Raw genomic sequence first — 21,374 nt, 5'->3', positions numbered from 1 at the left:
TGCATCGGATGAGGTCCGGCGGAGCGCGGCCGGAGCGCGGAGTGCGGAAACCCGGTGCCCCCGGATCCGGTCAGGTGAAGCGCTGGCGCTCGGTGACTTCGAGCTGGACGACGCGGCCGTCGTGCACGGTCAGCCCGATCGAGCCGTAGCGCAGCCGTGCGATCGCCTTGGCGACCGCATCGAGCGCGATCGTCGCGATCTGCTCGGGCTGCGGGGTCTCGCGCGCCGCGGCCGACGCCTGGGGTGGATTCGGGGTTGCCATGACGGGGTGCCTCCTTCGGGCTCCCCGTTTAACTCTACCTGTTTAGTAGACAAGCGTAGTATCGCTTGTCCGGGGCAAAGCAGAGATTTGTGGCGATCAGCCTAGCGGCGCGGACTCGCCGGCCATCTCGTCCGCGAACGGGGGCTCGACCGTGATCGCATCGGCCAGGGTCATGCGGTCGAGCATGGCGGCCATTTCGTCGCGCAGGGTCAGCATCAGCCCGCGCAGCCGGCATTCGGCCTCGGGCAGGCAGTTGGCGCAGTGCTCGTGGGCATTGCGGCTGGCGCAGGGCACCAGCGCCAGGCTGCCGCGGGTCAGCCGGATGATGTCGCCATAGCGCACGTCAACCGGCGGCAAGGCCAGCTCATAGCCGCCATCGCGGCCGCGATGCGAGATGACCAGTCCCTCGCGGACCAGCTCCGACAGGATCACCGTCAGGAACTTGCGCGGAATGTTCTGCGCCTCGGCCACGGCATCAAGCCGCACCGGACCCTGCCGCCAGTGATCGGCCAGGTGCTGCAGGGCGCGGATCGTGTAGCGGGTCTTCTGCGAGAGCATGGGCCCTCATGCGCCCCGCCCGGCCGTGAAGTCAACCGCGGCGGTAGACTCGTCGGGTCAGGCGGAGGCGTTCGGGGCGTACTTCTGCATCAGGCCGTAGGCGCGCTGATACCACTCGTCGCCGGGATAGTTGCGGCCGAGCACCGCGGCCACCTTGCGCGCCTCTTCCGGCAGGCCAAGCGAGAGATAGCTCTCGGTCAGGCGGAACAGGGCTTCGGGGGTGTGGCTGGTGGTCTGGTACTTGTCGACCACGGTGCGGAAGCGCAGCGCCGCGGCCAGCCAGCGCCCCTGGCGCTGATAGGCACGGCCGATCGTCATCTCCTTGCCGGCCAGGTGGTCGTTGATCAGGTCAAGCTTGAGCCGGGCATCCGCCGCATAGCGGGTGTTGGGATAGCGCCGCATCAGTTCGTTCATCGACGCCAGCGCCTGGGCCGTGGCCTTCTGGTCGCGCGTCACGTCGCTGATCTGCTCGTACTGGCTCAGCGCGATCAGGTAATAGGCGTAGGGCGCATCCTTGTTGCCCGGATGGATCGACAGGAACCGCTGCGCCGCCTGGATCGCCTTGGTATAGTCGCGCGCGGCATAGTAGCTGAAGGCGCTCATCAGCTGGGCCCGGCGCGCCCAAGGCGAATAGGGATGCTGGCGTTCCACCTCGTCGAACAGGGCGGCCGCTTCCTTGACCCGGCCGCGGTCGAGGCGGTCCTTGGCGGCGAGGTAGAGCGTGTCCACGTCGCGCGCGACATAGGCCGTGTCGCGTGCCTTCCCGCCGCGTCCGCCACAGCCGGACGTCAGCAGCACGGCAGTCGTGGCGGCGGCGATTACGGCGAGCTTGAGCGGCGATCGGGTGTGCATCGCGCGGCTATAGCCAGCGTGGGGATGAACGCCAAGTGAAAGCGCGCCGCGCCCGGCCGTTGCCTCAGCGGCCGGTCCGGCCGGCTCCGCGGGCCGGGGCGAGAAGAAATTCGACGGTCCCGCGGTAGTGCGGATCGCGGCGCAGGAAGGCCGGCTCGCGCCAGCCTCCGTCGCGGATGATGCCCACCCGGTAGGGCAGGCCGAGCCGGGGCAGCCCGCGTAGGTACCCCTCATGGCCCGGGATCGTGTGGCGGCCCTGGTAGGTCTGGACCACGATCTCGTCGACCGTCCCGGCCAGGGCGGCCAGGGCGGCCGGATCGCCGCCCGCGCTCCAGTCGAGCAGGCCGGTGATCGACAGGCCGGTGCCGGGCGGCAGCCGGTGCTGCAGGTCGGCCAGGAAGACGCGGTAGCCGGACAGGCCGCGCGTGGCGGCGTCGAAATCGATCTGCACCCCGGCCACGCGGTTGCCGGCCGCCCGCCAACGGCGCAGCGTCTGCGCGAGCTGCGCGTGGACGGTGTCCGGCCAGTCGAGCCGCTCGGCCCGCACCACCAGCCACAGCGCGGGCCCGCGCGTGCGCGGCACGGCGCGCAGCGCGACGAGCCGGACCGGGTCGGCCCTGCGCACTTCGCCGGCCAGCAGATAGACCGTGCCGGCCCGCGCCACCACGGGCGGCGGGCTCACGCCGGCCCAGACGAAATAGGCCGGCTCGGGCGGAGCGGCGGGCGCTGGCGGGTGGCACGCCGCCAGCCCGGCCATCGTCAGCCCCAGCCAGCCGGCCCGGCAGCGGCGGCCCGCGCTCACCAGTAGTATTGCAGCTTGCGCGCCCAGCGGCTCTGCGGAAACGCGCGCTTGAGGTGCTGGAACCACGCGCGGCGCTGGCCCACCCCGACATCGGCCCCGCCACAACCGTTGGAGCCGCTCGGCGCATAGCAGTTGACCGCGCGGTAGAGGGCATAGGCCCGGGTATCAGCGCTGGCGGCGGGATCGGCCATGACCTGGGCATAGATCGTGCCGCGCGCCAGCGGCTTGCCCGGGAACAGGCTGGGGGCACCGCCCAGTTCGTCGGCTGGTGGCGGGCCGTCGGGCTGGGTGAAGCCATCGAAGCCGTTGAGCCGCCAGAACTCACCCAGGCACAGCCGCGCGGCGGGATCCTGCGGCCGGCGTGCCAGCGTGGCGACCGTGACCGGCAGCGCCGGGCAGGCAAGGTCGGGACTGCTCGTCGCGCCGGCGGTGAACAGGCCGAGTGGGACCGTGTCGCCGGCGATCAGGTCCCACAGCCCACCGTCGCGCGGCGCGCCGGCAGGGACCAGCGCGCGGCTGGCGAGAAAGCCGGCATAGTCGCCGCGGCTGAGCTGCTTGTACAGCAAGGTGAACAGCGCCAGGTCGCGCTCGTGCGCCGGGCGCCCGGCGGCCTGCGCCGCACTGCGCAACAGCGCCGGGCCGGCGCCATGGAGCAACAGGATCTCGCGCGTGGTCCGATCGGTGATCGGCGAGCCCGGTGCGAAGACCTCGGCCAGCCGGCTGCGCCGCTCAAGGCTCATCGCCAGCGCCAGCTCCACCGAGGGGCGCTGCCACAGGCCTTTCGCGCCGCCCAGCAGATCGCGCCAGAACCCGGTCTCGTTGGGATCGCGCAGCCGTGCCAGGGCCAGGCCGCGCAGCACCTGGCGACTGAACGCCAGTGGCGTGTAGGCCGGCTGCCGCGCGTCATCGGGCACCAGCTGCAGGACCTGCCGCATGTCCTCCTGCACGGTGAACGCGTGCATCGCCTGGAGATACTGATACAGGTCCGGCCGCGCCGCGAAGCGGGGGGCCTGGGACTGCAGTTCGAGCAGGGTCAGCACGCTGTCGAGCGGCGCCCGGCCCTCCCCGGCATCCACCTGGTAGCGCCGCATCCGCATGAGGTCCCACACCGCCAGCAGCACCGGCCCGTCGATCGCCAGCCCGGCATCCTTGGCGAACAGGAGCTTGGCGTCGATCTCCTGGACCAGCCGCGCGGCATCGGCGCTGTCCGGCGCGACGCTGCCCAGCATCGCGGCATAGACCTGCGCCAGGCCGCGGGTATCGCCCTCGAGCCAGACCGTGCGCCGCACCAGCCCGCGGGCCGAATCCGCATAGGCGCCCAAGGGATGCAGCCCGAGATAGGCGGCGAACTCCTCGCGGGCGCGGAGCAGCACGCTGCGATCGACCTTCTCGGGCCCGGCGAAGTCGCCCCATTCGGTGAAGGCACTCGCCATCGCCGCGTTCAGATCGGTGCGCGCCACCATGTAGCGCGCCACTTCCGCCAGCCAGGGATCGGCCGGACGCGCGCCGGGCCGGTTCTCCGGCACCAGCGCGGTGAAACCCGCGCGGGCGGTGGCCCACTGTCCGGCATAGAAGGCCTCGGCCGCCTGCAGGTAGGCCAGGAACGCCTGACCCGCCGGGCTGGTGATCGCGCCGGGCCAGGGCGCCACGGGATCCTTGCTCGCCTCGCAGGTCGCCTTGAGGCGCGCGCGGGCGCCGACCAGCGCGGCCTGCTCGACCGCGGGTACCGCGCGGTTGGCGGCGATCGCCCGGGCAAAGTCGGTATCGCCGGAATCGAGGCTGTTGCAGACCGAGGTCCACCCGCCATAGCCGACCGCCAGGTCGGGCCAGTAGCCGGCCTGCAGCCGGTCCCAGTCGAAGAAGGTGTGGCCCATGTCCTGCCACGGATAGTCCTGCCGGGGATAGGCCATGGGCCCGGCCGCGGGCGGCAGCCGGTCGCGCAGCAGCAGCAGCAGGTTGACGCGGGTGTCGTTTCCGGGGGTCAGAAAGATACGGTTCTCGCAGCCCAGCCCGGCCGAAACCAGCGTCCAGCTGGGACGGCAACTGTTGTCCGAGCTGGCCCGCGTGACGCCAGTGGGGAGCAACGCGGCCAGCACCGTGGCGAGCGGGGCAATCAGGCGTTTGGCGCGGCGCGGCATGGGCCCCTCCCTTGGACAAAGGGCAGCATCGCGGGACAGTCCGGCCAAGGCAATGGCGAATCGCGGCGTGAGCGCGCTCCTGGCGGGGCACCCCAGCAGCGCCCTTGCAATTTTATTTCAAACAGCTATATGCCTTTTATCCATCGTCGAATGCGACGAAACCCGGTGCGCTGAACGCGCCTCCCCGTTTCCTTTCATCCAGCATGGTTTCGCTCCGGGATTCGCCCGTGGGCGAACGTTACCGAATTTCCGGCGTGCCCAGCGGGTACGGACTGGATCATGGGGAGCCGAACCGGTGCGTGGCACCAGCGGCCGCGCGCCAAGGCGTGATCCCCATCAACGTTTGGGCAGCAACGACTGCCATTTAGGACCAGATGAATTGCCTGACTGCCGGCGCCTTTCCGCGCCTTGACCTGACCGCGCGCCGCCATGGCGCGCCCGGGGCCAGCGACCCGCGCTCAACCCGCCCGCTGTCCCTGCTTTCGCCGCTCGAACTGCGCCGCCTGGTGGCGGCCATGGTCGATTGAACGCACCCGAACATGGTCCTTGCGGACCACCCTCGTTCCACAGGAGCCAGCCAATCGACCTCAACCACGCCTATGCGGCCCACCAGCACGCCTTGATGCGCGCTGACGATGCCCTAAGCCCCGGCGATCGCCACCGGCACCTGAGCCGTGCCGATGCCCTTGCCGGGCGCATCTCGCTGTTCCAGCACACCCTCGGCGCCGCCGCGGCCTGTGCCTGGAGCATGCACCAGCTCGCGACGCCACCCGTCGCCTGACCCTTGGGCCCCCGCTTCGGCGGGTGCTCTCACCTTGCTCTCGTTGATCTTTCGACGGGGCTCGCTGCAGATCCTGCGACGAACTCCTTTCAACTGACGACAAGACGCACGACCCCCGCCGGCACAGTCGCCGACGGACCAACCCGTTACTTGAAAGGAATTCTCCATGACCATCGGAACCGTAAAGTTCTTCAATGAAGACAAGGGCTATGGCTTCATCCAGCCCGACGACGGCGGCAAGGACAGCTTCGTCCACATCTCGGCCGTCCAGGCTTCGGGTCTGGGCACGCTGCAGAAGGACCAGCGCGTCTCCTATGATGTCGAATCCGGCCGCAACGGCAAGGAATCGGCGATCAACCTGGCGAGCGCCGCCTGACCCCCCGCGCCCCGGCCGCCGTTTCACCGCGTGCGGCCGGGTCCTGCTCTCCCATCCAGAGGTACCGACCATGACGCTCAGCTATGAATTCGTGATGGCCCGGGCCGATCAGGCGACGCGCGAGGCCAGCGAGGCCGATCTCGGCAACGTGCGCGAGCGCGCGCTCCGCTCGGCGGCGGCGTGGCAGGCCATGGCCGACCGCATCGTCAAGCTGGCCAAGGACCGGGAAGAAGCCCAGCGGGCGCGCGAGCCGGCCGAATAGGCCGGGCCGCACGCCTCCCCGCTGCACCCAACGAAAAGGGGGCAGGAAGCCAATCGGCCTCCTGCCCCCTTTTTCCTGCCGCGCTTGAATGCGGCGATCCGGCCCGGGCCCGGCTTGGGTAAGCCGGGCCCGGTGCCGGTCAGTCGTCGCCCTTCAGGAAGGCCGGGATGTGATCCGGGTTGCCGCCGTCCTCGCGGTCGCGGCGCGGACGGTCACCGCCCTCGCGGCGCGGACCGCGATCGCCGCCCTCGCGGCGGGGACCACGGTCACCACCGCCCCGCGGACCACGACGGTCGCCGCGGTCACCACGATCGCCGCGCGGTTCCCGCGGTTCGCGCGGCGGACGGGTGTCCTCCAGCGCCTCGCCGGTTTCCTGGTCGACCACGCGCATCGACAGGCGGACCTTGCCGCGCTGGTCGATCTCGAGGACCTTGACGAAGACCTCCTGGCCTTCCTTGACCACGTCGGTCGGCTTTTCCACGCGCTCGTTCTTCATCTCGCTGACGTGGACGAGACCGTCCTTGCCACCCATGAAGTTCACGAAGGCGCCGAAGTCGACGATGTTGACGACCTTGCCCTTGTAGACCTTGCCGACCTCGGCCTCCTCGACGATGCCGAGGATCCAGTTCTTGGCGGCCTCGATCTGCGACAGGTCGGACGAGCTGATCTTGATCAGGCCCTCGTCGTCGATGTCGACCTTGGCGCCGGTGCTGGCGACGATCTCGCGGATCACCTTGCCGCCGGTGCCGATCACGTCGCGGATCTTCGACTTGTCGATCTGCAGCGTCTCGATGCGCGGGGCATGGGCCGACAGTTCGGTCCGCGCTTCGCCCAGGGCCTTGGTCATCTCGGCCAGGATGTGCGCACGGCCTTCTTTGGCCTGCTTCAGCGCGACCTCGAAGATCTCGCGGGTGATGCCGGCAACCTTGATGTCCATCTGCATCGTGGTGATGCCTTCGCTGGTGCCGGCCACCTTGAAGTCCATGTCACCCAGGTGATCCTCGTCGCCGAGGATGTCCGAGAGGATCGCGAAGTCCTTGCCTTCCAGGATCAGGCCCATGGCGATGCCCGAGACCGGACGCTTCACCGGCACGCCGGCGTCCATCATCGAGAGGCAGCCGCCGCAAACCGTGGCCATCGACGACGACCCGTTCGATTCGGTCACGTCCGAAAGGACGCGGATCGTGTAGGGGAACTCGTCCTTGCTCGGCAGGACCGGGTGCAGCGCGCGCCAGGCGAGCTTGCCGTGACCCACTTCGCGACGGCCCGGCGCACCGAAACGTCCAACTTCGCCAACCGAATAGGGCGGGAAGTTATAGTGGAGCATGAAGCTCTCGTAGCGCAGGCCTTCCAGCCCGTCGATCATCTGCTCGGCGTCCTTGGTGCCCAGGGTGGTGGTGCAGATGGTCTGCGTCTCACCGCGGGTGAACAGGGCCGAACCATGGGTGCGCGGCAGGAAGCCGACCATCGATTCGATCGGGCGGACCTGGGTGGTGGTGCGTCCGTCGATGCGCTGACCGTCCTTGAGGATGGCGGTGCGGACGATGTCCGCCTCGACCTTCTTCATGGTCTTGATCGCGACCATCTGGGTCTGCGGGCCTTCATCGGCGAAGGCGGCCTTGGCCTTGGCGCGGGCTTCGTTCAGCGCGTTCGAGCGGGCCGACTTATCGGTCAGCTTGTAGGCCGCGGCGACATCCTTGCCGACGAGGTCCTTGAGCTTCTTCTTGATGTCGGCGGTGTTGTCGGTGAGGTCGATCTGCCAGGGTTCCTTGGCAGCCTTCTCGGCCAGCTGGATGATCGCGCCGATCACCTTGCGGCATTCGTCGTGCGCGAACAGCACGGCGCCGAGCATCTCGTCCTCGGACAACTCCTTGGCTTCCGATTCCACCATCATCACGGCGGAGTCGGTGGCGGCGACGACCAGGTCGAGCCGGCCTTCGCTCAGCGCGACGTCCTGCTTCGGGTTGAGCACATACTCGCCATCGATGTAGCCGACGCGCGCGGCGGCGATCGGGCCCATGAAGGGCACGCCCGAGATGGTCAGCGCGGCCGAGGCGGCGATCATCGCGACGATATCGGGCTCGGTCTCGCCGTCATAGCTCAGCACCTGGGCGATGACGTTGATCTCATTGTAGAAACCTTCGGGGAACAGCGGACGGACCGGACGGTCGATCAGGCGGGAGACCAGCGTCTCCTTTTCCGTGGCGCCGCGTTCGCGCTTGAAGAAGCCGCCCGGGATGCGGCCGGCAGCCGAATACTTTTCCTGGTAGTGCACGGTCAGCGGGAAGAAGTCCTGCCCTTCCTTGACCGACTTGGCGGCCGTGACCGCGCAAAGCACAACGGTTTCGCCGTAAGTGGCGAGGACCGCGCCGTCAGCCTGACGGGCAATGCGGCCGGTTTCGAGGGTGAGGGTCTTTCCGCCCCACTCCAGCGATACTGTCTTGACGTCGAACATGGTGTTTCCTTCAGCCCGCGGGCCCTATTGCCGGCGGGGTTTGCTGCCGGGGTAATGCCGTCCCGGTCCGGTGCGGGGCACTTTGCGCCCCAATGGCCGAGGCTGCCGAATTGCAGCACTCAACCCCTTTAGCCGTCGTCCCGGGCTTGACCCGGGACCGCTGGCCTACTCTGACGCGGCGCCGGTCTGATCCGGCCCGCGGTCCCGGATCAAGTCCGGGACGACGATGTGAAAAGCGGCCCGCTTGGGGCCGCTTCTCGAAACCTTACTTACGCAGACCCAGCTTCTGGATCAACGCGTTGTAGCGCTCGACATCCTTCTTCTTGAGATAGTCGAGCAGGCTGCGGCGCTTGTTGACCATCATCAGCAGGCCGCGGCGCGAGTGATTGTCCTTGTGGTGGCCCTTGAAGTGCTCGGTAAGGTTGCGGATCCGCTCGGTGAGGATCGCGACCTGAACTTCCGGCGAACCCGTATCCTGGGCCTGACGGGCGTTGTCCTTGATGATTTCCTGCTTCTTTTCGGCGGTCACCGACATGTCATTCACTCCGCGACATCGGGAAGGTTGAACCCCCGCACGACCGTCAGGCTGCCGCCCGAAAGCTCGACCAGCGCCACCGGCAAAGTGCCGATCCGCGCCCAGTAAAGCCCGTCATGCAAGGCCAGTCCGGTCAGAACGCGGCCCTGTCGGACCGCCCTTGCCTGTTCCGGACCGAGGTCAAGAGCCGGGATGTCGACCAGCCCTGCCTCCAGCGGCAAGAGTACGTTCTCAAGGGGGGCGCCCTTACCCACTTCGTTCAGTTTGTCCAGCGAAATCGCCCGATCGGCGCTGAACGGCCCGGCTTTCAGGCGGCGCAGCATGGTGACGTGGCCGACCGTGCCGAGCGCGCGGGCGATGTCGCGGGCGAGGCTGCGGATGTAGGTGCCCTTGGAGACCTGGGCCTGGAGGGTGATGGAACTGAGCGCGCCGCAATTCGCACTCTCTTCACCTTTTTCGTCACCCTGAACTTGTTTCAGGGTCCATCCCTCCTCCCTCGCAGACAGTGTCGAAGGCGAAATGGATGCTGAAACAGGTTCAGCATGACGGATGGTGAGTTGGTGGACGGTCACCCCCCGCGATTTCAGCACCACCTCTGCCCCGGCCCGCGCCAGATCATAGGCCCGCTCGCCATCGACCTTGATCGCCGAGTAAGCCGGCGGGACCTGCTCGATCGGTCCGGTGAAGCGCGGCAGCACCGCTGCGACCTCTGCCAGCGTCGGCCGCAACGCGCTCTCGGCGATGACCTTGCCCTCAAGGTCGAGCGTGTCGGTCTCCACCCCGAAGGCCACGGTGAAGGCATAGACCTTGCTGGCGTCCAGCATTCGCCCGCACAGCTTGGTCGCCTCGCCCAGCGCGATCGGCAGGACGCCGGTGGCCAGCGGATCGAGCGTGCCGCCGTGGCCCACCTTCACGCCCTTGCCGTAGCCCGCCTCGCGCAGGTTGCGCTTGACCGCGGCGACGGCCTGGGTCGACCCGAGCCCGAGCGGCTTGTCGAGGATGATCCAGCCGTTGGCGCTCACACGTTGGCCACCAGATCGGCGAGGTCGAAGTAGTGGCCCAGCAGCCAGTTGACGGGCGGACCGACGACCTTGCCCACCGGATCGAACCCCGGAAGCAGGGTCGGCAGGACGATCAGCAGCGCCAGCGCGAGCATGAAGCCCACCTGCCGCACCCGGCCGAACGCCGCCGCCGCGCGGCGGGGGAGCAGCCCTTCGACCACGTGTGACCCGTCGAACGGCGGGATCGGCAGCAGGTTGAACAGCGCGAGGAACACGTTGACCGAAATGAAGTTGAACAGGTTGAGCGCGACGAAGCGCGCGACCCCGCCGGCGTCCGGCCCTCCTCCAAGCCAGCGCGACAGCAGGCCCAGCAGCAGCGCCCCGATCGCGGCGAGCACGAGGTTGCTGCCCGGCCCGGCCAGGGCCACCAGCATCATGTCGCGGCGCGGATTGCCCAGCCGGCCGGCAACCACGGGGACCGGCTTGGCCCATCCGAACACCGGCAGGTGGGCCAGCGCGAGCAGGCCCGGCAGGACCACGGTGCCGACCGGATCGACATGGCGGAAGGGATTGAGGCTGAGCCGGCCCAGTTCGCTGGCGGTCGGATCACCCAGTTCCTGCGCGACATAGCCATGCGCCACCTCGTGGAACACGATCGCCACGACCAGCGGCAGGATCAGCGCTGCCGCCTGGTAGAGGGTATCGCTCATGCCGGGGCTGCCTTCCATTCGCTGCGCAGGATCGAGAAGTAGACGGTATCGCGGACATGACCGGTCCAGGTCACGCGGTCATGCCGGTGGACGCCCTCAAGGACGGCGCCCAGCTTGCGGATCGCGGCCTGGCTGCGCTGGTTGCGGGCATCGACCTTGAGGCACACCCGCTCGAGCCCGCAGGCGAAGGCGTGGTCGAGCATCAGCCGCTTCATCCGCGCGTTGACCCCGGTCCCGCGCAGCCGCGGGACCAGATAGGTGTTGCCGATCTCGATCGACCAGCCGGGCGCATTGTGCGCGAGCCAGCCGGTCATGCCGACCACCGCGTCGGCCAGCACCACGGCATAGACCCGCTTGGCCGGCGGCCCGGCGATCAGGCCATCGAACTGGGGATCGAAATGGGCGCCGGCATAGGACACCGGATAGATCGTCCAGATCGCGGGGTCCTCGGCGCAGGCCGCGCGCAGCGGCTCACGGTGATGCTCGGCGATCGGCTCGAGCCGCAGCGCACCCGCTTCCAGCACCCGGTAGAGCGCCTCGTCAGCCATGCAGGGCTTCGCTGAAATGCCGGCGGCACAGCGCCACATAGCGGTCGTTGCCGCCGATCTCGGTCTGCTCGCCCGCCCGCACCGCGCCGCCGCCGGCATCGACCCGCAGGTTCATGGTCGCCTTGCGCCCGCAGTGGCAGACGCCCTTCAGCTCAACCAGCGTGTCGGCGATCCCCAGCAGCACCGCCGATCCCGCGAACAGATCCCCGCGGAAATCGGTGCGCAGGCCATAGCAGAGCACCGGGATCCCGGCCTCGTCAGCCACACGCGCGAGCTGCCACACCTGCGCGGGCGCGAGGAACTGCGCCTCGTCGACCAGCACGCAGGCGAGCGGCTCGCCCCGATGGGCCGCGGCGATCTGTTCCCACAGGTCGGTGTCCGGCGCGAACAGGTGCGCGGGCGCGGCCAGGCCGATCCGGCTGCCGATCCCGGTGCCATCACGGGTATCGATCGCGGCGGTCCACAGCATGGTCGTCATGCCGCGCTCGCGGTAGTTGAAGTCCGCCTGCAGCAGATTGGTGGACTTCCCCGCGTTCATGCTCGCGTAGTAGAAATAGAGCTTGGCCATCCGGGCAGTGGACATAGTGCTTCGCTGCGGAAAGACCAGCACGGTGATGCGGCTCGGCCCGCCGGGGAACGAATCGGTGACTGGATGGCAACAACGGACCGCGGCGACCCTGCTGGCCTGGCTGGCCATGACCCTGCTCGGGGCGACCTCGCCAGCGCAGACCTACCGGCTGGACGAAACCCGCAGCACCGTGGCCGCGCGGGTGGCCTTTTTCGGGATCGCCAGCAAGACAGCCCGATTTCCGCGCCTGAGCGGCAGCATCGCGCTCTCGCCGGACCGGCTCGACACGCTCGACCTCATCGTCGAGCTGGACGCCCGGGCGCTCACCGCGCCTGATCCGGTGACGCTGGAGCGGCTGCGCGGTCCGGCCTTCTTCGATGTGGCGCGTTATCCGCAGGTGCGGTTTGCCGGGCGCCGCATGACCATGACCTCACCGGTCACGGCGACGGTCGAGGGCGAGCTGACCGCGCGCGGCGTGACCCAGCCGGTGGCCCTGACAGTCAGCTTTGCCCAGCCCCCCGCCCGGGCGACCGGCACCGAGCCGATCCGCCTGTCGGCCCGCGCGACGATCAATCGCACCGCTTTCGGCATGACCGCCTGGCCGCTGATCGTCGGGCGGACCGTCACCATCACCATCGACGGCTGGTTGGTCCCGGCCTGAGGTTCAGCCGGCGATGTCGCGCCGGACCAGCGGATCGTTGAGCAGGGCATCGATCCGGCTCGCCTCGTCGAAACTCTCGTCGGGGAGGAACTTGATCTTGGCGGCGTACTTGGTCTTGAGCCGGCCCGCGACCTCCTTCTGGAAGAAGGCGGTGTGGGTGCGCAGCGCCTTGAGCACGATCGCCTCGTCGCTGCCCAGCAGCGGCTTCACGAAAACCGTGGCGTGGCGCAGATCGGGGCTCATCCGCACCTCGGTGACCGAGATCGAGTGCGCCGACAGGACATCATCGTGGACGATCTGGCGCATCAGCAGCTCGGACAGGATGTGGCGCACCTGCTCGCCCACCTTGAGCAGGCGGACGGAGCGGGTTTCAGGCGTGGCGTGCTGGCGAGACATGGGCCCTATGTAGTGGCTTCGGCCAGTTTGGCCAGAATGCGTTGCAGCGACCGGCGGTTGCGGGCGGTCCCGGCCAGACCGAGGCGACGCTCGATGAAGGCGTTCGACAGCCGGCTCTGCCCGACCCCGTCGACATAGTCGATGTAGAGCGCGCGCGCTCCGCCCGCGATCCGCTCCGCCCCGCGCGGGGCATGGTCGGCGATCAGCCGGTCAAGCGCGGCGCGATCGGGCTGGCCGGACAGCAGCAGGGCATGAACCCGGGCGTCATCGCCATCCGTGAAAGGATCCGCGGCCAGCAGCGCGGCCAGTTCGGGGCCGCTGCGCACGGCCACGAAGCTGGCGATGTCGAAGCGCTCGGCCATCATGTGCGCGAACAGCTCCTCGAGCCCGTCGGTCGGCCGCTCGTCGAAGTCGAACAGCACGTTGCCGCTCGCCACCACGGTCTCGACCCCGGTGAAACCTTCACGCTCGAAGGCCCAGCGCAGGTCGGCCATGGTCAGCCGGTTGCCGCCGACGTTGATGCTGCCGAAAAAGGCGATGTAGCGGGCCATGGGCAGACTTGTTCCAGATTGCGGGGCCTCAGCCTGTCCCATCCGGGGAGAGATTGGGCCGCGGGCGAGGACTGCGGTGCCCTTGGACCGATGTCCATGACCGACACCAGGCACCGTTCGTGTCGAGCGAAGTCGAGACACGCCGCGCGACACCTCTCGACTTCGCTCGTGGCGAACGGTGGTGCACCCAGAACCCTTGTTCACCAGCGTGGAAAGGGTACCGGCCCTCTCCCCGGCAGGGCAGAGGGCCTTGTTCCCGATAGCCCCGCCTTACAGCGTGCGTTCGCGCATCTCGACGTCGAACACTTCCAGCGTATCGCCCGGCTTGATGTCGTTCGTGTCCTGCAGGACCACGCCGCATTCCAGACCGGCGCGCACTTCCGGCACGTCGTCCTTGAAGCGCCGCAGCGAGGCGATGACCGTCTTGCTGACGATGACATCGTTGCGGGTGAGACGGGCATAGATACCCTTGCGGATATAGCCTTCGAGGACGAGCAGACCGGCCGCCTTGTCCTTCTTGCCCGCGGGGAAGATCTCCTTGACCTCGGCCCGGCCGACCACGGTTTCGATCCGCTCCGGACCCCAGACGCCCGCCATCTCCTTGGCGATGTCCTCGGTCAGGTGATAGATCACGTCGAAGTACTTCATCCGCACCTTGTTGCGCTCGACCAGCTCGCGCGCCTTGGCGTTGGGACGGACGTTGAAGCCGATGATCGGCGCATTCGAGGCGAGCGCGAGGTTGACGTCGCTCTCGGTGATCGCGCCCACGCCCGAAGCCAGCACGCGCAGCTTGATCTCGTCGTTCGACAACCGGTTCAATGCGTTGACGATCGCCTCGGTCGATCCCTGGACATCGGCCTTCACCACCACCGGATATTCGATCACGGCCTGCTTGGCCGCCAGCGCCGAGAACATGTTCTCGAGGCTGGCCGGCGCCTGCGCGGTGCGCTTGGCCGTGGCCTTCTCCTGGCGGTAGGCGGCGACCTCGCGGGCGCGGGCCTCGCTGTCGACCACGGTCAGGGTATCGCCGGCCATCGGCACGCCGCCGAGGCCAAGCACCTCGACCGGGAGCGACGGCGGCGCCGCCTTCACCTGGCGGCCCTTGTCGTCGAGCATGGCGCGGACGCGGCCCGAATGCGTGCCGACCACAAGGATGTCGCCCACCTTGAGCGTGCCGCGGGTGACCAGCACCGAGGCCAGCGGGCCCTTGCCCTTGTCGAGCTTGGCCTCGATCACAGTCGCCTCGGCGGCGCGATCGGGGTTGGCCTGGAGCTCCATCACCTCGGCCTGGAGCAGGATCTTCTCGATCAGCTCGTCCAGCCCGGCGCCGGTCTTGGCCGACACCTCGACGTCCTGGACCTCGCCCGACATCGCCTCGACGACGACCTCGTGTTCGAGCAGGCGCTCGCGGATGCGCTGGGCATTGGCCTCGTGCTTGTCGACCTTGGTGATCGCCACGATCATCGGCACGCCGGCCGCCTTGGTGTGATTGATCGCCTCGATCGTCTGCGGCATGATCCCGTCGTCGGCGGCCACCACCAGGATGACGATGTCGGTGACGTGGGCACCGCGCGCGCGCATCTCGGTGAAGGCCTCGTGGCCCGGGGTGTCGAGGAAGGTGATCAGGTCACCGCCCTTGGTCTTGATCTGGTAGGCGCCGATGTGCTGCGTGATGCCACCGGCCTCGCCCCGCACCACGTCGGTGCCGCGCAGCGCGTCGAGCAGACTGGTCTTGCCGTGGTCGACGTGGCCCATGATGGTGACCACCGGAGCGCGCGGCTTGAGCGAACCTTCCGGATCGACGTCGGCACTGGTGTCGATGTCGATGTCGCTGGCCGAGACCCGCTGGATGTTGTGGCCGAACTCCTCGACCAGCAGCTCTGCGGTATCCTGGTCGATGGTCTGGTTGACCGTGACCATCATGCCCAGCTTGAACAAGGCCTTGACCAGGTCGGCGCCCTTCTCGGCCATGCGGTTGGCCAGTTCCTGCACGGTGATCGCTTCAGGCACGATCACGTCGCGGACCTGCTTCTCGCGCTGCTGCTGCTGGCCAGCGAAGTGCGCGCGGCGCTCCTTTTCGCGGGCGCGCTTGAGCGCGGCGAGCGACCGGGCGCGGGCGCCCTCGTCCTCGTTGAGCGCACGGGTGACGGTCAGCTTGCCGCCGCGACGCTCATCGCCGCCCTTGCGATCACGCTGGGCAGCGGGCTTCTTCGCGGCCAGAGCCGGCTCGGGGCGCTTGGGCGCCGGGGCAGAGGCAACCGGGGTGAAGCGGCGCGGCGGCGGCACGGCGGCCGGCGCGGCGGCTGGCGCGGGCTCGGACGGGACCGGAGTCGCATCCGTCGCCGGTTCGGCCGGTGCCGCGGCAGGCGCCGCGGGCTCAACCGGCGCGGCGGCCTGCTGGGACTCGGCGAGACGGTTTTCCTCGGCGCGGCGGCGCTCTTCCTCAAGCGCGCGGGCGCGTTCCTCTTCCTCGCGGCGGCGAGCCTCCTCGGCCAGCCGCAGGCGCTGCTCCTCGGCCTCGCGGAGCAGGCGGGCCTGCATTTCCTGGCGGGTCTCGTGGCTGGCCGACGGCGGTGGCGGCGGCGGCGCGGGACGGACGGGCGCAGCCACCGGAGGCGGCGGGGCGACCGGAGTCGGCTCGGGCGCCGGCGCAGCCTCGCCGGGCTTGCCGATCAGCTTGCGGCGCTTCACCTCGACCACCACCTTGTTGGTGCGGCCGTGGCTGAAGGTCTGCTTGACCTCGCCCGCTTCCACCGAGCGCTTCAGCCCCAGCGGCTTGCGGCCCAGCGTCGGTTTGTTGTCGGTCTCGCTCATCGGTTCAAACAGTCCTTCGATCTCAATTCAATGTCGAATCAGCAGCGTCATCGGCTACCGCAGGCTGTGCGGCGGGCCGGTTGGCAGCGGCTTGTCCGGTCGCGTCCGCTCGGCCGAGATAGGCGAGCAGGCGGTTCAGCACGGTGGCGAGGCGATCGGCCGCGGCCGGGTCCGTCAGCGCCAGGTGAACGACATTGTCGCGGCCCAATGCCACAGACAACGCCGCCCGGTCCAGTGGCAAGCGCAGGCCCTGAAGGCCAGAGCCCTCGGCTTCGCGTCCGACCCGCCAGGCCTGGTCGAGCTTGCGCGACCCGTCTTCGCCGGCATCGGCGGCATGGGCCAGCCAGGCGACCTTGCCCATACGGGCATTCTCGGCGATCCGGTCCGAACCGACCAGCAGCTTGCCCGCCCGCAGCTCGAGCCCGAGACGATCCCCGAAAGCGCGCACCAGGGCTGCCTCGATCCGCTCCGGCAGATCGGCGGGGATCGTCAGCGCGGCGCCCTTGAAGGCCCGCGCGAGCGCGCCCTTGAGCTTGCCCTTCGATACAGCAATTTCAAGGTCTTGGCGCGAAACGCCAATCCACGCCCCGCGCCCCGGCGCCCGCGCCAGGACATCGGGGTGGACATCACCGTCGGGCGAGATCGCCAGCCGGATCAGCGCGTCCCGCGCGGCGTGCTCGCCGGAGAGGATACACTTCCGCTCCGGCTCGCCGACCGACCTGTCGGAGCTTACGCGCTCATTGCGAGGAATCCGCATCGGCGGCCTCCTCGTTTGCCGGCTCATCCTCGAACCAGTGGGCGCGCGCAGCCATGATGATCTCGTTGCCCTGCTCCTCGCTCAGGCCATACTCGCCCAGCACGCCGCCCTTGTCCTCGGCGCGCTCGCGGCGCTGACCGTCGCGGCGGCGCTGCTCGGTGCGCTTCTTGGCGATGAGTTCGTCGGTGGCGAGATCGGCCAGATCGTCCAGGGTCTTGATCCCGGCCTTGCCCAGGGTGACCAGCATGGCCTCGGTCAGATGCGGCAGCTCGGCCAGGGCATCCTCGACGCCCAGGGCGCGACGGGCCTCGCGGCTCGCCTCCTCGCGGCGCTCGAGCGCTTCCTGCGCACGGCTCTGCAGCTCCTCGGCCAGTTCCTCGTCGAAGCCCTCGATCCCGGCCAGTTCGGCCATGTCGATGTAGGCGACCTCCTCGAGCTCGCTGAAGCCTTCGGCGACCAGCAGCTGCGACAGCGTCTCGTCGACGTCGAGCTCTTCCTCGAACATCTTCGAGCGCTCGGCGAATTCCTTCTGGCGCTTCTCCGAAGCCTCGGCCTCGGTCATGATGTCGATCGCCGAATTGGTCAGCTGCGAGGCCAGGCGCACGTTCTGGCCGCGGCGGCCGATGGCGAGGCTGAGCTGGTCATCGGGGACGACCACCTCGATCCGGCTCTCTTCCTCGTCGATCACCACGCGGCTGACCGTGGCAGGCTGCAGCGCATTGACCACGAAGGTGGCGGTGTCCTCGCTCCACGGGATGATGTCGATCTTCTCGCCCTGCAGCTCCTGCACGACGGCCTGGACGCGGCTGCCCTTCATGCCGACGCAGGCCCCGACCGGGTCGATGCTCGAATCGCGGCTGATCACGCCGATCTTGGCGCGGCTGCCCGGATCGCGCGCGGCGGCCTTGATCTCGATGATGCCGTCGTAGATCTCGGGCACTTCCTGGGCGAACAGCTTCTTCATGAATTCGGGGTGCGCGCGGCTCAGGAAGATCTGCGGGCCGCGGTTCTGGCGCTCGACCTTGAGGATCAGCGCGCGCACGCGCTCGCCCACGCGGGCCGCTTCGCGCGGGATCTGCTGATCGCGGCGGATCACGCCCTCGGCGCGGCCGAGGTTGACGATCACGTGGCCGAACTCGACCGACTTGATCACGCCGGTGATGACCTCGCCAGCGCGGTCCTTGAACTCGGCATACTGGCGGTCGCGCTCGGCATCGCGGACCTTCTGGAAGATCACCTGCTTGGCCGACTGGGCATCGATGCGGCCGAGGTCGACCGGGGGCAGCGGATCGACGATGAAGTCACCGACCTTGGCGCCGGGCTGGAGCTTCTCGGCCTGCTTGAGATCGACCTGCTTGAAGTAGTCCTCGACCACCTCGACCACCTCGACCACGCGCCACAGCCGCAGGTCGCCGGTGCGCGGATCGAGCTTGGCGCGGATGTCGTTCTCGGCGCCGTAGCGGTTGCGCGCGGACTTCTGGATCGCCTCTTCCATCGCCTCGATGACGATCGACTTGTCGATCATCTTCTCGGTGGCCACCGCATTGGCAATCGCCAGCAGCTCGGCGCGGTTCGCGGAAATCGCACTGCCCATCGTCAGTCTTCCTGTTCTTCGAGGCTCTCGGCCCCGGCTTCGATCAATTCCTCGTCGGCACCGGTGGTGTCGATCGGCTTGCTGGCGGCGATCAGCCGGTCGGTCAGGACCAGCTTGGCGCTGTGAATGTCGGCGAAGGGAAACTGCACGCGCCCCGACTTGCGGTCGTCGAGCAGGATCACCTCGCCCTCGACCCCGGCCAGGTTGCCCTGCAGCGCCTTGCGGTTGCCATCGACCGGAGCGGTCAGGCTGACCTTGGCCTCGTGCCCCACCCAGGCGGCAAAGTCCTTGAGCCGGGTCAAGGGCCGGTCGATCCCGGGCGAGCTGACCTCGAGCCGGTAGGCCTCCTCGATCAGCACCTCGCCCGCCTCTTCCAGCGCATCGATCCGGTCGGAGATGCGGTGCGACAGGGCGGCGCAGTCATCCAGCACCAGCTGGCCGGTCTCGGGCCGCTCGGCCATGATCTGCAGCGTCGGCTCGTCATAGTCGCCGCTGAGCGAGCCGATCTCGCCGCCCTTGTAGAGCACCACGCGCACGAGGTCGAAACCGAGGGCCTGCACCTCCGGTTCGATCACCTCGATAATCCGCGCGATATCCGCCATGCCTGCTCCAAATCGCCCGACATCCGGCAAAGCGTTTTGCGCCGGCCCCTTCCGGCGCCAGCCCAGACTTTGCTTCACAATGTCGGGATGAACGGCCCGATAGGGGAAAGGGGCGGGGAATGCAAGCGGGGATGTGGGTTCGGGCAACGGCGGTGCGGCGCGTGAGCGAGCGCAGTCGGGCCCGCACCCGCTCAGGCCGAACGGGTGTCGGAAGGGCAACAAGGGGTGGGGAGTGGACGTTTTCAGACCGTTCGTCGTCCCGGGCTTGACCCGGGACCGCTGGCCTCCTTCGACGCGAGGCTGCACCGATCCAGGCACCGGTCCCGGGTCGAGCCCGGGACGACGGGTATCGGGCGATAACCGTCACGCCCCCGGACCAAACCTTCACCCTGCCGGTCATGCCAGCGCAGGCTGGCATCTCCGGCCTCAAGCAATCCGGCACCAGATCCCGGCCTTCGCCGGGATGACGCCCTGTTGGGGCGGGTATCGGGCGATAACCGTCACGCCCCCGAACCGAACCCTTCACCCTGCCCGTCATGCCAGCGCAGGCTGGCATCTCCGGCGTCGGACACTCGGGCCAAGGCCAGCGGCACAGGGAATGCGCTGTCCTACACCGCCACAGCCTGCCAAACTCGGTGCGGCTCTTTCCAACGTCAATCCGGCAGGGCTGCCGCAAAACACTTTGTCAGGCGAACACGGGTGATCTTTGTGAACTTCGTGAAGCAGGAGCAGCGATCGCCCGAGCCCCGCCGGGCGGGCCGGTGCGGTACCGCATCCCTATGCCCTACGACCGGGACCCGGACCGGGACCGCGTCGTCCCCTACCCCGCCTTCTCCAGCAGCCCGTGCTTGCGCAGGCAATGGCGCAGCTGATCGTAGGTCAGGCCCAGGGCCTTGGCCGTGGCGCGCTGGTTGTAGCGATGGCGGGCAAGGTGGCACTCGAGGATCGCCTTTTCGTGCGCGTCGACCGCGGCACGCAGGTCGCTGACCGCGCCATGGTCTGGCGCGGCCGCCACCAGCGCCTGTCCGATCACCGGCGGGCCCGATGCGTCGCGATTCTCGACCCCGCCCGCGAGCACCGGCGGGCGCCAGGGCGATTCGAAGGGATCGAACTCGATCCGGGCGATCGGCTGCCGCGGCGCATCCCAGCGGTAGACCGCGCGCTCCACCACGTTGCGCAGCTCGCGCACATTGCCCGGCCAGTCGTGCGCCTCCAGCGCGGCAGCGGCCTGGCCACTGAAGCCGGGCCAGCTGTCCCAGCCGATCTCGGTCGCCATGCGCCGGCCGAAGTAGTCGGCCAGCACGGCGATGTCGCCCTCGCGGGCGCGCAGCGGCGGCAGGGTGATCACCTCGAAGCTCAGGCGGTCGAGCAGGTCGGCGCGGAAGCGGCCCTGGTCGGCCAGGCGCGGCAGGTCCTCGTTGGTCGCGGCGACGATCCGCACATCGACCCGGATCGGCTTGGACGAACCGATCCGCGCCACCTCGCCATATTCGATCGCACGCAGCAACCGCTCCTGCGCCCCGGCCGACAGGGTGGCGAGCTCGTCAAGGAACAGGGTCCCGCGGTCAGCCTCCTCGAAGCGTCCGGCGCGCATCCGGGTGGCTCCGGTGAATGCCCCGGCCTCGTGGCCGAACAGCTCGGCCTCGAGCAGGGTTTCGGGCAGGGCCGCGCAGTTGAGGGTGATCAGCGGCTCGCCCCAGCGCGGGGACAGGCGATGGAGGCGTTCGGCGATCAGCTCCTTGCCGGTGCCGCGCTCGCCCACCACCAGCACCGGGCGGCGCAGCGCGGCGGCGCGACTGGCGCGCTCCACCGCGTCGAGAAAAGGGCCGGACTGGCCGATGAACTGTGTGCCGCGATCCATTCCCACTGGTTAGCAAATTTCACCAACCTTGCGCAAGATTGACGACAAATGCAGGGTCAAAGTCCAGCAATTCCGGGATTGGCACGGCGTTTGCTAACATGTCGGCATAGCCCGCCGCAACGGGCCAACCCGATCCAGGAGACCACCAATGCTTCGCTTCAACACCCTGCTCGACAGCGCCATTGCCATCAGCATCGCCACGATGCTTGCGTTCAATGTATTCGTTCTGGTGCAGCAGCTCTATACCGCCTCAGGAGGCACGATCGCGTGAATGATTTCACCCCCCCGCG

24 protein-coding genes are annotated in these 21,374 nt (G+C 68.7%); 6 read left to right on the top strand and 18 right to left on the bottom strand.

Features of this window, described 5'->3' with window-relative positions; all coding sequences use genetic code 11:
• Positions 1 to 70: 70 nt before the first annotated feature.
• The 5 genes from H7F53_RS02580 to H7F53_RS02560 form a co-directional block, all read right to left on the bottom strand.
• Entirely contained in the window at positions 71 to 262 is a 192-nt protein-coding gene (locus tag H7F53_RS02580; RefSeq protein ID WP_185677919.1) for a YezD family protein, read from the bottom strand.
• Positions 263 to 358: 96 nt separating this feature from the next.
• Positions 359 to 820, bottom strand: a complete 462-nt coding sequence (locus H7F53_RS02575) for an RrF2 family transcriptional regulator (RefSeq protein ID WP_185677918.1) — start codon at positions 818 to 820, stop codon at positions 359 to 361.
• 57 nt (positions 821 to 877) lie between these two features.
• Complete coding sequence (locus H7F53_RS02570) at positions 878 to 1,672, bottom strand: outer membrane protein assembly factor BamD (RefSeq protein ID WP_185677917.1); 795 nt, start codon at positions 1,670 to 1,672, stop codon at positions 878 to 880.
• A gap of 64 nt (positions 1,673 to 1,736) precedes the next feature.
• Positions 1,737 to 2,474, bottom strand: a complete 738-nt coding sequence (locus tag H7F53_RS02565; RefSeq protein WP_343061871.1) for a DUF3142 domain-containing protein — start codon at positions 2,472 to 2,474, stop codon at positions 1,737 to 1,739.
• Positions 2,471 to 4,612, bottom strand: coding sequence for a PA5441 family protein (locus H7F53_RS02560; RefSeq protein ID WP_185677916.1), 2,142 nt, complete (start codon positions 4,610 to 4,612; stop codon positions 2,471 to 2,473). The genes H7F53_RS02565 and H7F53_RS02560 overlap by 4 nt, the downstream gene beginning before the upstream one ends.
• Positions 4,613 to 4,986: 374 nt before the next feature.
• Here H7F53_RS02560 and H7F53_RS02555 point away from each other — a divergent pair, with 374 nt between their 5' ends.
• The 4 genes from H7F53_RS02555 to H7F53_RS02540 all read left to right on the top strand — a co-directional run bounded on the left by H7F53_RS02555 (position 4,987) and on the right by H7F53_RS02540 (position 6,031).
• Entirely contained in the window at positions 4,987 to 5,139 is a 153-nt protein-coding gene (locus H7F53_RS02555) for a hypothetical protein (protein WP_185677915.1), read from the top strand.
• A gap of 92 nt (positions 5,140 to 5,231) precedes the next feature.
• Positions 5,232 to 5,393 (top strand): hypothetical protein, encoded by a 162-nt coding sequence (locus tag H7F53_RS02550; RefSeq protein ID WP_221773563.1) that lies wholly within the window; start codon positions 5,232 to 5,234, stop codon positions 5,391 to 5,393.
• Positions 5,394 to 5,559: 166 nt separating this feature from the next.
• Entirely contained in the window at positions 5,560 to 5,769 is a 210-nt protein-coding gene (locus H7F53_RS02545; protein ID WP_185677914.1) for a cold-shock protein, read from the top strand.
• Positions 5,770 to 5,839: 70 nt separating this feature from the next.
• The gene (locus H7F53_RS02540; RefSeq protein WP_185677913.1) at positions 5,840 to 6,031 is read left to right on the top strand and encodes a hypothetical protein; all 192 of its coding nucleotides are present in this window, start codon (positions 5,840 to 5,842) and stop codon (positions 6,029 to 6,031) included.
• A 139-nt stretch (positions 6,032 to 6,170) separates the two neighbouring features.
• On the opposite strand, the gene pnp is transcribed toward H7F53_RS02540, so the two are convergent.
• From pnp to H7F53_RS02510, 6 genes are all read right to left on the bottom strand, one after another.
• The gene (gene pnp / locus H7F53_RS02535) at positions 6,171 to 8,486 is read right to left on the bottom strand and encodes a polyribonucleotide nucleotidyltransferase (RefSeq protein ID WP_185677912.1); all 2,316 of its coding nucleotides are present in this window, start codon (positions 8,484 to 8,486) and stop codon (positions 6,171 to 6,173) included.
• Between the two features lie 265 nt (positions 8,487 to 8,751).
• Positions 8,752 to 9,021 carry a 30S ribosomal protein S15 gene (gene rpsO, locus H7F53_RS02530; protein WP_185677911.1) on the bottom strand — a complete coding sequence of 90 codons (270 nt, stop codon included), beginning with the start codon at positions 9,019 to 9,021 and terminating at the stop codon, positions 8,752 to 8,754.
• 5 nt (positions 9,022 to 9,026) lie between these two features.
• Complete coding sequence (gene truB, locus H7F53_RS02525; RefSeq protein WP_185677910.1) at positions 9,027 to 10,043, bottom strand: tRNA pseudouridine(55) synthase TruB; 1,017 nt, start codon at positions 10,041 to 10,043, stop codon at positions 9,027 to 9,029.
• On the bottom strand, positions 10,040 to 10,732 hold the full coding sequence (locus tag H7F53_RS02520; protein ID WP_185677909.1) for a site-2 protease family protein: 693 nt from the start codon (positions 10,730 to 10,732) through the stop codon (positions 10,040 to 10,042). The genes truB and H7F53_RS02520 overlap by 4 nt, the downstream gene beginning before the upstream one ends.
• Positions 10,729 to 11,280: a GNAT family N-acetyltransferase gene (locus H7F53_RS02515; protein ID WP_185677908.1), complete on the bottom strand. Its 552-nt coding sequence runs from the start codon at positions 11,278 to 11,280 to the stop codon at positions 10,729 to 10,731. The genes H7F53_RS02520 and H7F53_RS02515 overlap by 4 nt, the downstream gene beginning before the upstream one ends.
• Entirely contained in the window at positions 11,273 to 11,848 is a 576-nt protein-coding gene (locus tag H7F53_RS02510) for a thymidine kinase (protein WP_185678121.1), read from the bottom strand. The genes H7F53_RS02515 and H7F53_RS02510 overlap by 8 nt, the downstream gene beginning before the upstream one ends.
• 76 nt (positions 11,849 to 11,924) lie before the next feature.
• Between H7F53_RS02510 and H7F53_RS02505 the strand changes: the two genes are divergently transcribed.
• The gene (locus tag H7F53_RS02505) at positions 11,925 to 12,509 is read left to right on the top strand and encodes a YceI family protein (protein WP_343061869.1); all 585 of its coding nucleotides are present in this window, start codon (positions 11,925 to 11,927) and stop codon (positions 12,507 to 12,509) included.
• Positions 12,510 to 12,512: 3 nt separating this feature from the next.
• On the opposite strand, the gene rbfA is transcribed toward H7F53_RS02505, so the two are convergent.
• From rbfA to pspF, 7 genes are all read right to left on the bottom strand, one after another.
• A complete protein-coding gene (rbfA, locus tag H7F53_RS02500) occupies positions 12,513 to 12,905 on the bottom strand; it encodes a 30S ribosome-binding factor RbfA (protein WP_185677907.1) in 393 nt (130 codons plus the stop codon).
• A 5-nt stretch (positions 12,906 to 12,910) separates the two neighbouring features.
• On the bottom strand, positions 12,911 to 13,456 hold the full coding sequence (locus tag H7F53_RS02495; RefSeq protein WP_185677906.1) for a DUF1697 domain-containing protein: 546 nt from the start codon (positions 13,454 to 13,456) through the stop codon (positions 12,911 to 12,913).
• A gap of 270 nt (positions 13,457 to 13,726) precedes the next feature.
• Positions 13,727 to 16,270, bottom strand: a complete 2,544-nt coding sequence (gene infB, locus H7F53_RS02490) for a translation initiation factor IF-2 (protein ID WP_185677905.1) — start codon at positions 16,268 to 16,270, stop codon at positions 13,727 to 13,729.
• A 22-nt stretch (positions 16,271 to 16,292) separates the two neighbouring features.
• Entirely contained in the window at positions 16,293 to 17,027 is a 735-nt protein-coding gene (locus H7F53_RS02485; RefSeq protein ID WP_185677904.1) for a DUF448 domain-containing protein, read from the bottom strand.
• A complete protein-coding gene (gene nusA / locus H7F53_RS02480) occupies positions 17,008 to 18,621 on the bottom strand; it encodes a transcription termination factor NusA (protein WP_185677903.1) in 1,614 nt (537 codons plus the stop codon). Before nusA ends, H7F53_RS02485 begins: the two co-directional genes overlap by 20 nt.
• A 2-nt stretch (positions 18,622 to 18,623) precedes the next feature.
• Complete coding sequence (gene rimP, locus H7F53_RS02475; protein WP_185677902.1) at positions 18,624 to 19,223, bottom strand: ribosome maturation protein RimP; 600 nt, start codon at positions 19,221 to 19,223, stop codon at positions 18,624 to 18,626.
• An 820-nt stretch (positions 19,224 to 20,043) separates the two neighbouring features.
• Entirely contained in the window at positions 20,044 to 21,084 is a 1,041-nt protein-coding gene (gene pspF, locus H7F53_RS02470) for a phage shock protein operon transcriptional activator (protein ID WP_185677901.1), read from the bottom strand.
• Between the two features lie 148 nt (positions 21,085 to 21,232).
• Between pspF and H7F53_RS17795 the strand changes: the two genes are divergently transcribed.
• Complete coding sequence (locus tag H7F53_RS17795; protein ID WP_281384727.1) at positions 21,233 to 21,355, top strand: hypothetical protein; 123 nt, start codon at positions 21,233 to 21,235, stop codon at positions 21,353 to 21,355.
• Positions 21,356 to 21,374: the final 19 nt, after the last annotated feature.

This window comes from Novosphingobium piscinae, from assembly GCF_014230355.1.
GTDB classification, from domain to species: Bacteria; Pseudomonadota; Alphaproteobacteria; order Sphingomonadales; family Sphingomonadaceae; genus Novosphingobium; species Novosphingobium piscinae.
This window is presented reverse-complemented; position numbering and strand designations above follow the sequence as displayed.

Bases quoted from the DNA above. Each gene is read 5' to 3' on its own strand.
- H7F53_RS02570 (WP_185677917.1), bottom strand. From the start codon at position 1,672: ATGCACACCCGATCGCCGCTCAAGCTCGCCGTAATCGCCGCCGCCACG.
- H7F53_RS02510 (WP_185678121.1), bottom strand. From the start codon at position 11,848: ATGGCCAAGCTCTATTTCTACTACGCGAGCATGAACGCGGGGAAGTCC.
- H7F53_RS02555 (WP_185677915.1), top strand. From the start codon at position 4,987: ATGAATTGCCTGACTGCCGGCGCCTTTCCGCGCCTTGACCTGACCGCG.
- rpsO (WP_185677911.1), bottom strand. From the start codon at position 9,021: ATGTCGGTGACCGCCGAAAAGAAGCAGGAAATCATCAAGGACAACGCC.
- H7F53_RS02515 (WP_185677908.1), bottom strand. From the start codon at position 11,280: ATGGCTGACGAGGCGCTCTACCGGGTGCTGGAAGCGGGTGCGCTGCGG.
- rimP (WP_185677902.1), bottom strand. From the start codon at position 19,223: ATGGCGGATATCGCGCGGATTATCGAGGTGATCGAACCGGAGGTGCAG.
- H7F53_RS02540 (WP_185677913.1), top strand. From the start codon at position 5,840: ATGACGCTCAGCTATGAATTCGTGATGGCCCGGGCCGATCAGGCGACG.
- rbfA (WP_185677907.1), bottom strand. From the start codon at position 12,905: ATGTCTCGCCAGCACGCCACGCCTGAAACCCGCTCCGTCCGCCTGCTC.
- pspF (WP_185677901.1), bottom strand. From the start codon at position 21,084: ATGGATCGCGGCACACAGTTCATCGGCCAGTCCGGCCCTTTTCTCGAC.
- H7F53_RS02575 (WP_185677918.1), bottom strand. From the start codon at position 820: ATGCTCTCGCAGAAGACCCGCTACACGATCCGCGCCCTGCAGCACCTG.
- nusA (WP_185677903.1), bottom strand. From the start codon at position 18,621: ATGGGCAGTGCGATTTCCGCGAACCGCGCCGAGCTGCTGGCGATTGCC.
- H7F53_RS17795 (WP_281384727.1), top strand. From the start codon at position 21,233: ATGCTTCGCTTCAACACCCTGCTCGACAGCGCCATTGCCATCAGCATC.
- H7F53_RS02580 (WP_185677919.1), bottom strand. From the start codon at position 262: ATGGCAACCCCGAATCCACCCCAGGCGTCGGCCGCGGCGCGCGAGACC.
- H7F53_RS02560 (WP_185677916.1), bottom strand. From the start codon at position 4,612: ATGCCGCGCCGCGCCAAACGCCTGATTGCCCCGCTCGCCACGGTGCTG.
- infB (WP_185677905.1), bottom strand. From the start codon at position 16,270: ATGAGCGAGACCGACAACAAACCGACGCTGGGCCGCAAGCCGCTGGGG.
- H7F53_RS02495 (WP_185677906.1), bottom strand. From the start codon at position 13,456: ATGGCCCGCTACATCGCCTTTTTCGGCAGCATCAACGTCGGCGGCAAC.
- H7F53_RS02520 (WP_185677909.1), bottom strand. From the start codon at position 10,732: ATGAGCGATACCCTCTACCAGGCGGCAGCGCTGATCCTGCCGCTGGTC.
- pnp (WP_185677912.1), bottom strand. From the start codon at position 8,486: ATGTTCGACGTCAAGACAGTATCGCTGGAGTGGGGCGGAAAGACCCTC.
- H7F53_RS02545 (WP_185677914.1), top strand. From the start codon at position 5,560: ATGACCATCGGAACCGTAAAGTTCTTCAATGAAGACAAGGGCTATGGC.
- H7F53_RS02485 (WP_185677904.1), bottom strand. From the start codon at position 17,027: ATGCGGATTCCTCGCAATGAGCGCGTAAGCTCCGACAGGTCGGTCGGC.